This is a genomic window from Caloranaerobacter sp. TR13 (assembly GCF_001316435.1).
GTDB lineage: Bacteria > Bacillota > Clostridia > Tissierellales > Thermohalobacteraceae > Caloranaerobacter.
The window spans coordinates 63,757-75,765 of the sequence record NZ_JXLL01000007.1; the positions used below are offsets into that span (position 1 = coordinate 63,757).

Sequence of the window (12,009 nt, forward strand, 5' to 3'; positions counted from 1 at the left end):
TATTTTTATCTTAAGCCTATTTATGTCTTTTATGAAGCTCCGTTTTGATATCGTCTACCGTTACTCCCATTTCTACCATCAAAACAAGAATATGATACACTAAGTCAGAAATTTCATATATTACTTCCTCTTTACTTTTATTTTTAGCTCCAATTATAACTTCACTTGTTTCTTCTCCTATTTTTTTTAGAATCTTATCTAAACCTTTTTCAAATAAATAACTCGTATACGAACCTTCTTTTGGATTATTTTTCCTATATTCTATTAGTTTGTATAAATAATTAACAAACTTATCTATATTGTCTTTATTACTTAAAGCACTAGTTTCTAAAATCTTATTGTAAAAACAAGAGTATCTCCCTGTATGACATGCTACTCCCTTTTGCTTAACTTTAATAAGTATCGAATCACCGTCACAATCATAATACATATCCACAATCTCTTGAAAATTACCAGACGTTTCTCCCTTATTCCATAATTTTTTTCTACTTCTACTGTAAAACCATGTTTTACCCGTTTCAATTGTCTTTAGTAAAGATTCTTTATTCATATATGCAAGCATTAAAACTTCTCTAGTTTCTACATCCTGTACTATTGCTGGAACCAAACCGTTGAAATCAAACTTTATTTTCTCAACAAACTCCATCTGCTTCATCCCTTTCTCACCGCTATGCCTTTTTTATCTAAATACTTTTTTAAATCCTGTATAAGAATCTCTTTAAAATGAAATACGGAAGCGGCTAATGCAGCATCGGCCTTCCCTTTATATAACACTTCATAAAAATCTTCCTTTTTTCCTGCACCACCAGAAGCAATAACCGGAACATTAACTTCTTCAGAAATTATTTTAATTAACTCAATATCATATCCTCTTTTTACCCCATCAGCATCTATACTATTTATTACAAGTTCTCCTGCTCCCAATCTAACACCGAGTTTAGCCCATTCAATTGCATCAAGGCCCGTATCAAGTCTTCCTCCATTTATAAAAACATTCCATCTTTCTTTTCCGTCCATCCTTTTTGCATCAATTGAAAGTACGACACATTGTGAGCCAAACTTTAATGCAGCTTCCTTTATTAGATTAGGACTTCTTACTGCAGCTGAATTGATAGAAATTTTATCTGCTCCTGCCCTAAGTAATGCAGTAAAATCATCAATAGTTCTTATACCTCCACCTACTGTAAACGGAATAAACACTTCTTCTGCCGTTCTTTCAACTACATCTAAAAGTATATTCCTTTTTTCATAAGAAGCTGTAATATCATAAAACACTAATTCATCTGCCCCCTGAGCATTATAATATTTAGCAAGCTCTACCGGATCATCAACATCTCTTATGTTTTTAAACTTAGTCCCTTTAACAACTCTACCAGCTTTAACATCAAGACATGGTATTATTCTTTTTGTAAGCATTTAAGCACCCCCATTGACAATTTAATCCTTAACTATCTGATATTTAAGCAGTTCGGTAATCTTTACTGCTCCACTATAGATGGCCTTTCCTACTATACAACCATAAACACCTATTTCCTTTAACTTTTTTACATCTTCTGCGCTACTAATTCCACCTGAGGCAATTATATTAATATTAACCTTTTTCTTTAATTCCTCATATACTTTAAAGTTAGGTCCTTTCATCATTCCATCCTTTGATATATCTGTATATACGATTGTTTTTACACCGATTTTTTCTAAATCCTTTGCAAATTCAATTGAATTAATAGAACTTAAATTTATCCATCCGTCAACTGCTACAAAACCATCATTAGCATCTATAGAAACTACAATTCTATTACCATAATCTCTTATTAATTGTTCTAAAAGTTCTGGATTTCTAACTGCTAAAGTTCCTATAATCACCCTTTCAACTCCACATTCAAATAATACGTCAACAGTTTTTCTACTTCTTATTCCACCACCTATCTGAACTGGAATACTTACTGAACTCACTATTTCCTTAATTAATTCTAAATTATTAGGAATTCCCTGAATTGCACCATCTAAATCTACCAAATGCAGATATTGACATCCTTCTTTCTCCCACTTTTGTGCAATTTCGACTGGATTATCACTATATATAGTTACATCATCAAATCGACCTTGTCTTAACCTAACACACTTTCCATCCTTTATATCAATAGCAGGAAATATTATCATTTAATCATCTCCCCAAAAGCTTTTAGTAAGGCTAATCCTGTTTTACCACTTTTCTCAGGATGAAATTGCATCCCAAATACATTTTCCTTTCTAACAATTGCAGGAAATCTCTTTCCATAATCGGATAGGCATATTACATTATCATCCTTTGTTTTTACATAATAGGAATGGACAAAGTATACATAATCTCCTTCCTTAATATACTTTAAAATCTTGTTATCTTTATTTATTTTTAACCTGTTCCATCCCATATGGGGAATTTTCAAGTTTTCATTAAATTTTACAACTTCACCGGATAAAATTCCTAAACCTTCCCATTCCCCATCCTCAAAACTCTTTTCAAATAAAAGTTGCATTCCAAGACAAATCCCAAGCAATGGCTTTCCTAAATTTATATTTTCTTTCAAACACAAAATTAAATTTTTTTCTTTTAGATTTTTCATTGCATCTTTAAATGCTCCTACTCCAGGTAAAATTATTCCCTTCGAATTATTTATATCATAAATATCATCCGTAATTTTTGCTTCAAGTCCAAGCTTTTTTAAAGCTTTATATACACTTTTGAGGTTGCCAACACCATAATCTATAATAGCAATCATTATATAACCCCCTTAGTCGACATAACACCTTTTATTCTATCATCTATAGCAGTAGCAATATCTAATGCCCTGCCAAATCCTTTGAAAATTGACTCTATCATGTGATGAGTATTCCCACTATTTATCATTTTTATATGAAGTGTAATTCTACTGTTATTTACAAAAGCTCTTAAAAACTCTTCTACAAGTTCAGTATCAAAATCTCCTACCATTTCCCTTGTAATATTTACATCAAAAGACAAATAAGGCCTTCCGCTAATATCCAATACTACTAAAGACAGACACTCATCCATAGGGGTAAACACACTTGCATATCTTTTTATGCCCGCTTTATCTCCTAAAGCATCTTTAAAAGCTTCTCCCAAAGTTATACCAATATCTTCAATAGTATGGTGGCCATCAACGTATAAATCTCCTTCGCATTTTAAATCTAAATCAAATAACCCGTGTCTAACAAAAAGATTTAACATATGGTTAAAAAAACCTATTCCCGTATCTATATTGCTCCTTCCTTCACCATCAATGTTTAGTTTTAAATATATATCTGTTTCCATCGTTTTTCTCTTTTTTTCCGAAGTTCTCATTTTTTTATCACTTCCTTTAATACATCTATAAAAACCTTATTCTCCTCTTGAGTTCCTACCGTTACTCTAAGATGATTTTCCAATCTACCTTCGCTAAAAAATCTTACCTTCACTCCCCTATCTAGCAATCCTTCAAAGACTTTTTTCCCGTTATCTACCCTAAAAAGTATAAAATTTGCCCCCGAAGGATAAACTTTTATTCCGTCTATTTTTTTCATTTCATTGTACAATTTATCTCTTTCTTTATTTATCAATTGAACTCTCTTTAAAATTTCACTCTTATTCCTCAGTAACTCTATGGCTATAAGTTGAGATATAGTATTTAAGTTATACGGCAGTTTAACGCTATTTAGTCTTTCTATAATCTTATCTCCAGCCACCAGATAGCCTGTCCTGATTCCAGCAGCTCCAAAAGCCTTAGATAATGTTCTTAACACTATAAGCCTGCTGAAGTTTTTTACTTCCTGTACTATTGTTTTTCCTCCAAACTCAAAATATGCTTCATCGACAACTACAACACTTTTAGTTGCATTTATAACTTTAATAATCTCTTCTTTTGTTATAAGGTTTCCCGTTGGATTATTAGGCGAACATAAAAATATCAGTTTAGCCCCTCTATCATTAGCAGTTTGTATTAAGGCATCAATATCTACGTTAAAATCTTCATCCGTAGGTATATCTATATACTCTACACCTGCAATTTTGCTTATAAGTCTATACATTACAAATGTAGGAAAGTGAGATACAACAACATCATTTTTATCAGCAAAAGTATTGATTATTATATTAATCATCTCATCAGAACCATTACCTACTATTATATTTTTAAAACTTACACCTATATATTTTGAAATTTCTCTCCTCAATACTCTACTATCTGTATCAGGATATCTGTTTAATTCTAAGTTTTGTAAGTTCTTTATAATACTTTTCAAAACATTACCAGGCAAATTAAATGGACTTTCATTAGCATCCATTTTATATTTATATTTATAATCATTAGGTATATACGGCTTTAAATCCAATATACTTTTCTTTACCAGTAACTCTATCATTCTTCAAACCTCACTTTTATAGAATTTGCATGAGCTGTAAGACTTTCTTCCTCTGCAATTCTTATAATCTTATCTTTACACTTCTTAAGACTTTCTCTGTCATAATATATAATACTGGATTTTTTATAAAAATCGTCGACCCCTAGTGGAGAGAAAAATTTAGCAGTACCACTTGTAGGTAGAGTATGGTTTGGACCAGCAAAATAGTCTCCTAAAGGCTCCGGTGAATACTCACCCATAAATATTGCTCCTGCATTTTTAATACTATTGATTAATTCAAAAGGCTTATCCACCATTAACTCTAAATGCTCTGGTGCAATTTTATTAGATAACTCAACTGACTCTTTTAAGTCATTAACAACTATAATTACTCCATAATCTTTAAGAGCTTTTTCTATAATATCCCTTCTGGATAACTGTTTAACCTGCCTTTCTATTTCATCTCTTACCTTTCCAGCTAACTCTTTTGAAGTAGTTATCAATATAGATGATGCTAGTACATCATGTTCAGCCTGGGATAACATATCAGCCGCTATATATCTTTCATTTGCATTTTTATCAGCAATTATCAATATCTCACTCGGGCCTGCAATCATATCTATATCAACATATCCATATACCATCCTCTTTGCCATAGCTACATAAATATTACCTGGCCCCACAATTTTATCCACTTTGGGAATAGTCTCAGTTCCAAAGGTTAATGCACCAATTGCCTGTGCACCTCCAATTTTAAATATCCTGTCTACACCCGCTACTTTTGCTGCAGCCAATATATTTTTATTAACTTTCCCACTTTTTGAAGGAGGAGTTACCATAATTATCTCTTTTACACCCGCCACTTTAGCAGGTACGGCGTTCATAAGTACCGTTGATGGATAGGGAGCAGTACCACCAGGTATATATATACCTACCTTTTCAATTGGATTATATATTTGTCCTAATATTATTCCCTTATCTTTATTCCATATCCATGAATTTTTAAGTTGTTTACTGTGATAATTCCAGATATTGTCTCTAGCTTCCATCAAAGCATCAATAAGTTGCAAATCACAATTATTATATGCTTCATCTATCTCATCATCAGATACAATAAGATTATCTAATTCTACACCATCAAACTTTTTTGTATATTTATATAATGCTGTATCGCCATTTTCTTTAACATCCTCTAGTATTTTTTCTACACTTTTGTTTACCTCTCCGAATTCAAGCTGGCTTCTATTTAACAAATCTTTTATTAATTTTACCGATTCTCTATCTCCTGTTTCTATAATCTTTATCATACTTATAACTCCTTTCTAAAAATCATTTGTATATTATCGATTATTTCTCTTATACTCTCGTTTTTCATTTTATAGCTTACCTTGTTTGCAATCAGTCTAGCACTTATTGGAAACATATCTTCTACAACTACCAATCCATTTTCTTTTAAAGTTCTTCCTGTTTCAACAATATCTACTATTACATCTGAAAGACCAACTAAAGGAGCCAACTCTACTGAACCATTTAGTTTGATTAAATCTATTTGTATTCCCTTTGACGAAAAATATTTCTTCGCTATATTTGGATACTTTGTTGCTACTTTTAGAGATCTTATAGTGTTATCTATCTTGTATCCAGGAAGTGCTGCAACAGAAAATTTGCATTTTCCAAAACCTAAATCAGCTATTTCATAAAAGTCTCTCTCTTCTTCCATAATAATATCTTTTCCAACTACACCTAGATCAGCTGCTCCTCTCTCTACATATACTGGAATATCACTAGCCTTTACCAATATAAAGCGTACATTCTTTTCCTCATTTGTAAATATTAATTTCCTTGAGTTTTTTTCCATTTCACTACAACCTAGTCCTATTTTCTTAAACATTTCATATCCTTTATCTCCTAATCTTCCTTTGGCAAGAGCAATATTTAAGTAGTCCACAATCTATCCTCCTTAATGTATTGATGTTAAAAAACAATTTTTATCTTTGTTATATAATTGCTTCATAAAACTCTCAATTTCAATATTCATACAATTATTTTTTTGTAGGTCAATAAGCTTCAATCTCTCAGTGCCATATATAATTAAAGTGTTTATTTTATTACTCTCAGCATAGTCTATATGTTTTTTTAGATTTTTATATAAATCCGTTTCAACTATTAAACCTTTATCTCTAAGATTATTTGCCATTTTAAAAGCCTCTCTTCTGTTTTCTTTTGTATAAAGGATTAAATAATCTGTACTATATCCTTTATCAAGCTTCTTACTAGTAGATTTTATACCGTTTAGCAATTCATCTATGTTAATTGCAAAACCAGTTGCTGGCATGTAATGACCATACTGCTCAGTCAGCTTGTCATATCTTCCACCATTTAAAATAATCTGCCCATGATTAGCCATATACCCTTTAAATATAATTCCAGTATAGTAGTCCAAATGGTTTATCAATCCTAAATCTATTGATATATGCTGACTATATCCATAATCATTTAATATCTCATACACAGCTTCCAAATTTTCTAGTGATCTAGCCATTCTGTCATTGAGACACATTTTTCTTGACTTTTTTAAAACATCAGTAAATTCTCCATAAAGACCTGGTAATTGTTTTATAATATCTTTAACTTCCTTCTTAATATCCAAGTTATCTAATAATATTTCTATTTCTACAAAGTTTTTATTTTCTATAAGACCTTTGAGCTTATCTTGAATTACTCTATCAATATCTATTTCTGACAATAACCCTTTATAGAAATCTGTATGGCCTATTTCTATCTGAAAATTTGATACATTTTTAAGTAAACTTTTAATTGCTATTGCAATTACTTCAGCATCTGCATCAGGCTCATTATTTCCAAAATATTCTATGCCAGCTTGAGTAAACTCCCTTTCTTTTCCATTTTGATTCCTTCTCATTCTAAATACTTCTGAAACATAAAAAAACTTTAAATAATCTTTATTCGTTTTATAATTATTTGCAACCATTCTAGCTATAGGAATTGTCACATCAGGCCTTAAGACTAATATTTCTCCTGAATTATCTATAAACTTAAACATTTCATCTTTTAAAACGGTACTTTTGACTAATGAAAATACATCATAATATTCGATTGTAGGAGTAGAAACCTGTCTATATCCATAACTTATAAAATTATCTTTTATACCCTTTATAATCATCTCCTTAGCCGCATAATCATTATATAGTTCATATTTTACTCCGTGTGGAGTTTGGTATTTGAAACTCAACATCGCAGCCTTACACCTCGCTTTATTTATTTATCACTTTAACGCGTTAAATCATTTCTGTAAATGATACTATTTTTTTTTGCTTACGTCAATAGAATCATATAAATTTTGACAAAAATTTAAATTTTAAAATATAAATTTAACCTTACTATTTCAAAAAAAGAATAAACCTAAGCTTAAAGCTTAGGTTAAAAAATTATATATAAAATTGTGTACAGTCCCGAAAGTCCTATTAATGCATAAATTACTCTTGCAAAAATAGAATCTTTGCTTTTAAAAATATAGCATACTATGTCAAAATTAAACAATCCATAAAGCCCCCAATTGATAGCGCCAAACAGAATAAATATTGAAGCTATCGCTTTTAACACCCCAACTCCCCCAATCAAAATAATTTTGTTATTAAAGCATATTATAAATAGTAGTAAAATATTACAAATCTATATCTTAAATATTTCCTTCAGTACCTGAGCTACTCCCGCTTCATTGTTTGTCTTTTTGGTAATAATGTCAGCCGCTTTTTTAACTTTTTCAGTTCCATTTTTCATGGCTATTCCTAAACCAGCTTTTGCAACCATTTCAACATCATTATTATCATCTCCAATAGCTATGATTTGACTTTCGTTAATCCCTTTATCTTTAGCATAATCTCTTAATGAAAGCCATTTCGACCCTTTTAAGCTCATTATTTCAAGTATAGGTCCAATATCAGAACCATTTATTAAAATATGGGTGTTAAATCTTTGTGGGTACTCTTTATGTATTTTTTTCTCAAATTTTCTCAAAGTTTCATAACTATTCTCATAACATATAACTAATATTCTTGATTCTTCATAATCTAATATGTTTTTTAATTTTTTATGTCTAACAATATTCTTTTTAACATAATTCGAATATTTATTACCTTCTTCATCTTCTTCTATTAGTAAATCATAACCTTCTTCGTAATGATTTACATGCAAGATTGGATGTAAGCCCATGTTTCTTCCTTTTTTAACAATCTGATGAAAATCTTCCTTTTCTAAATACTTAGTAACTAATACCCTGTCGTCTGATATTCTTCTTATAATATTTCCGTTGTTTGCTAATATCGTTAATTCAATACCTAGTTCTTTTGCAAAATTTTTAGCTGACCAATATCTTCTACCAGTTGCTATTATTATTTCTAATCCTTTTTTAGATAGAGCAGTTAATACTTTTTTGTTCTCTTCTAACATTCTTTTATCATCAGTTAAAAGTGTACCATCTAAATCTATAGCTAATAATTTATAGTTCACAACATCACCCTATTTATACTAAGTAAAATACACTATAGTTTGAAATATTCTTCAAAAGATTTGGTTACATAATAATGGTCTAAAACCCCTGCCAACTCCCTTATCGAGTGCATTGCTAACATTGGATTTCCAATATCTATAGAACGTATATCTAACTGACTAGATGAAATAGGTCCAATAGTAGATCCTCCTCTTTCATCTGAACGATTTACAAATTTCTGTAAAGGAATACCTGCATTTCTGCAAATCATCTCATATACAGCACAAGAATCACTATCAGTGGTATATGCAAGATTCGCATTAATCTTTATTACTGGCCCTTTATTTATTTTAGGTTTATTAACTGGATCATGCTTTTCTGGCGAATTTGGATGAACTGCATGTGCCATATCTGCTGATATTAAAAATGAACTATAAATTGCTCTAAAGAAATCTTCTTTATCTTTTCCTAATGCATAAACTATTCTTTCTAAAATATTTATCAATATCGGTGATCCTGCACCTTGTTTAGTTTGACTTCCAACTTCCTCATTATCAAAACATACCATTACATTTGTCGCATTTGAAGCTTCTGTATTAACTAATGCAGTTATTCCAGCATGTACCATCGCTAAATCGTCTAATCTTCCACAAGAAATAAATTCTTCATTAAGACCAATAATTTTACCTTTTTCGAATTCATATAAATAAAGATCAAAATCAATAATATCATCTTGTTTTACATTTAAGTGTTCAGATAATAATTTAATTAAATAATTATCTTTCTCAAATTTATTATTAATTAGAGATAATATAGGTAATACATCTTTTTGCTTGTTTATTGAAACTCCTTCATTTATTTTTCTGTTCATATGTATTGCTAAATTTGGTATTATGAGTATCGGCTTATTAATATTTACTAGTCTAGTTTCTGGATATAATGGATTATCACTTTTTAAACTTACTCTACCAGCTAGTGACAAAGGTCTATCAAACCACGTATTTAAAATAGGTCCTCCATATACTTCTGTATTTAATTTAAGATAACTGTCTTCAGATATCATCTCAGGTGATGGTTTAATTCTAAATGTTGGAGCATCAGTATGCGCACCGATTAGCTTAAACCCATCTTTTTCAATTTCCCCTTTTCCTACTACAAACGCTACTAAAGCAGAGTCATTTTTTGTTACAAAGTATTTTCCACCTTTTTGTATGTTCCATCTATCTCTTAATTTTAATTCATTAAATCCCTTATTTATTAAAATTTCTTTTATACTTTTTACAGCATGATATTGAGTTGGACTTTTATAAATAAAATCTATTAATTCTTGTGCTAACTTTAGTTCTTTAGTCATAATCTACCTCCTACCCAATAATGTTTTTATATTATTCATCTCCAAACTCTTCTAGAAATGCCTTAGAAACAAGCTCAAACTCTTCATCGCTTTCTATATTAATAAGGTTAATCCCTTCCTCTGTTTCTTTAAATTCATATAATAAAACTCTCTCTTCTCCTACTGGCAGCAATGCAACAAATTCTTTGTCTCTTAGCTCAATTGTCGTTAACACTAAACATTCTACTTCTTTATCATCTTCTAAAATAAGATGTATCCTTGGAAAATCCTCATATTCATGATCATGTTCATGGTCATGAGTATGTTCATGATTACAACCACATTGGCACATTATTTCTTTATTATCTTTTTTCATTTTCATTCTCCTTTATCTTTTATTTTATTTCTTTTAATACTGCTAACAAATAATCCCATGTTCTTTTAGTAGAAGATATGCTTAAATGTTCATTTGGTGTATGAACATCATACATATTAGGACCAAAAGAAATCATATCAATATCTCCTAACTTTTCTTTAAAAAGCCCACATTCTAACCCTGCGTGTATCGCAGTAATTTTAGGCTCTTCTCCATATAAATCCTTATATACTTTAACAAATATTTTGCGAATATATGAGTTAGGATTATACTGCCATTCAGGATAATCAGACTCTGTAATAAGCTTAGCTCCTATAGCTTTTGCCACAGTTTCTGTCTGTGATACTATATCATACTTTAAGCTTCTTACTGAACTTCTAACTGCACTTTCAAACACTACTTCATTGTCCTTAATAGCTACTACTCCAAGGTTAGTTGAGCTTTGAACTAAACCTTGTATTTCCATACTCATAGTTTGTATACCATTCGGTATCATAACCAATAAATCTACTACTTTTTCTGTTGTTTCAATTGAAAATACACTATCAATATTATCATTCAGTTTTTCAAGCTCCACATTTACATCAGGATCAGTAGACTTAAATTCATTTCTTAATGTTTCATTCCAATACTTAACTTTTTCATTTAGTTTTTGCTCATTTTGTGGGTTAGTTAATATAACTACCTCAGCTTCTCTAGGAATTGCATTCATTTTAGCCCCACCACTAATATTTGCTAAATAAAAATTTATCGTTTTCTGTATATCCTTTAATACTCTTCCCATAAGTTTGTTAGCATTACCTCTACCTTTATTGATTTCCATACCTGAATGGCCACCTTTTAACCCTTTAAGCTTTATTCTATATGTATTTAATTCTTCATCAACTTGCTTTTTAACTATAGGAAGTATAACTCTCGTTCTCACTCCGCCTGCACAGCTTACTAAAAGTTTGCCTTCTTCTTCTGAATCGATATTTATAAGTATTTTACCTTTTAAAATTGAAGGATTTAAAGCTGAAGCTCCTCCCATACCAGTTTCCTCTTCAGTAGTAAAAACAACTTCAAGTGGTGGATGTGGTATATCATTTGACTCTAATATTGCTAAACAATAAGCTATTGCTATCCCATTGTCTGCACCTAATGTTGTACCTGTTGCTCTTACAAAATCACCGTCAACTCTTAATTTTAAAGGGTCTTTTTCAAAATCATGCTCAATTTCTTTGTCTTTTTCGCATACCATATCCATATGACCCTGCAAAATAACAATTGGTGAATTTTCATACCCTGAAGTTCCGCTTTTTTTAATTATAACATTAAGCGCATCGTCCTGTATAACTTCTAAATTATTCTTTTTAGCAAAAGAAACAAGATAATCACTAATTTCCCTTTCATTTCCTGAACCTCTAGGAATTC

The 12,009-nt window shown here is 30.5% G+C and carries 14 protein-coding genes; all 14 read right to left on the reverse strand.

Annotated elements, in window-relative coordinates:
- Positions 1 to 16 precede the first annotated feature (16 nt).
- Positions 17 to 646, reverse strand: a complete 630-nt coding sequence (gene hisIE, locus TR13x_RS06935; RefSeq protein ID WP_054871201.1) for a bifunctional phosphoribosyl-AMP cyclohydrolase/phosphoribosyl-ATP diphosphatase HisIE — start codon at positions 644 to 646, stop codon at positions 17 to 19.
- Between the two features lie 5 nt (positions 647 to 651).
- Positions 652 to 1,416: an imidazole glycerol phosphate synthase subunit HisF gene (hisF, locus tag TR13x_RS06940; protein WP_054871189.1), complete on the reverse strand. Its 765-nt coding sequence runs from the start codon at positions 1,414 to 1,416 to the stop codon at positions 652 to 654.
- 21 nt (positions 1,417 to 1,437) lie between these two features.
- The gene (hisA, locus tag TR13x_RS06945) at positions 1,438 to 2,160 is read right to left on the reverse strand and encodes a 1-(5-phosphoribosyl)-5-[(5-phosphoribosylamino)methylideneamino]imidazole-4-carboxamide isomerase (protein WP_054871190.1); all 723 of its coding nucleotides are present in this window, start codon (positions 2,158 to 2,160) and stop codon (positions 1,438 to 1,440) included.
- Positions 2,157 to 2,759, reverse strand: coding sequence for an imidazole glycerol phosphate synthase subunit HisH (gene hisH, locus TR13x_RS06950; protein WP_054871191.1), 603 nt, complete (start codon positions 2,757 to 2,759; stop codon positions 2,157 to 2,159). The genes hisA and hisH overlap by 4 nt, the downstream gene beginning before the upstream one ends.
- Positions 2,759 to 3,343, reverse strand: a complete 585-nt coding sequence (hisB, locus tag TR13x_RS06955) for an imidazoleglycerol-phosphate dehydratase HisB (protein ID WP_054871192.1) — start codon at positions 3,341 to 3,343, stop codon at positions 2,759 to 2,761. The genes hisH and hisB overlap by 1 nt, the downstream gene beginning before the upstream one ends.
- Positions 3,340 to 4,398, reverse strand: coding sequence for a histidinol-phosphate transaminase (hisC, locus tag TR13x_RS06960; protein WP_054871193.1), 1,059 nt, complete (start codon positions 4,396 to 4,398; stop codon positions 3,340 to 3,342). Before hisC ends, hisB begins: the two co-directional genes overlap by 4 nt.
- The gene (hisD, locus tag TR13x_RS06965; protein WP_054871194.1) at positions 4,395 to 5,684 is read right to left on the reverse strand and encodes a histidinol dehydrogenase; all 1,290 of its coding nucleotides are present in this window, start codon (positions 5,682 to 5,684) and stop codon (positions 4,395 to 4,397) included. The genes hisC and hisD overlap by 4 nt, the downstream gene beginning before the upstream one ends.
- A 2-nt stretch (positions 5,685 to 5,686) precedes the next feature.
- Positions 5,687 to 6,325 carry an ATP phosphoribosyltransferase gene (hisG, locus tag TR13x_RS06970; protein ID WP_082394824.1) on the reverse strand — a complete coding sequence of 213 codons (639 nt, stop codon included), beginning with the start codon at positions 6,323 to 6,325 and terminating at the stop codon, positions 5,687 to 5,689.
- 12 nt (positions 6,326 to 6,337) lie between these two features.
- Complete coding sequence (gene hisZ / locus TR13x_RS06975) at positions 6,338 to 7,633, reverse strand: ATP phosphoribosyltransferase regulatory subunit (protein WP_054871195.1); 1,296 nt, start codon at positions 7,631 to 7,633, stop codon at positions 6,338 to 6,340.
- A 185-nt stretch (positions 7,634 to 7,818) separates the two neighbouring features.
- Entirely contained in the window at positions 7,819 to 8,001 is a 183-nt protein-coding gene (locus TR13x_RS06980; protein ID WP_242851738.1) for a DUF378 domain-containing protein, read from the reverse strand.
- Positions 8,002 to 8,070: 69 nt separating this feature from the next.
- Positions 8,071 to 8,907 carry a Cof-type HAD-IIB family hydrolase gene (locus TR13x_RS06985; RefSeq protein WP_054871196.1) on the reverse strand — a complete coding sequence of 279 codons (837 nt, stop codon included), beginning with the start codon at positions 8,905 to 8,907 and terminating at the stop codon, positions 8,071 to 8,073.
- Positions 8,908 to 8,939: 32 nt separating this feature from the next.
- On the reverse strand, positions 8,940 to 10,241 hold the full coding sequence (locus TR13x_RS06990) for a M18 family aminopeptidase (RefSeq protein WP_054871197.1): 1,302 nt from the start codon (positions 10,239 to 10,241) through the stop codon (positions 8,940 to 8,942).
- Positions 10,242 to 10,272: 31 nt separating this feature from the next.
- Positions 10,273 to 10,596 (reverse strand): DUF1292 domain-containing protein, encoded by a 324-nt coding sequence (locus TR13x_RS06995; RefSeq protein WP_242851739.1) that lies wholly within the window; start codon positions 10,594 to 10,596, stop codon positions 10,273 to 10,275.
- Between the two features lie 19 nt (positions 10,597 to 10,615).
- A partial coding sequence (locus TR13x_RS07000; protein ID WP_054871198.1) for an aminoacyl-histidine dipeptidase occupies positions 10,616 to 12,009 on the reverse strand: 1,394 nt, incomplete at its 5' end.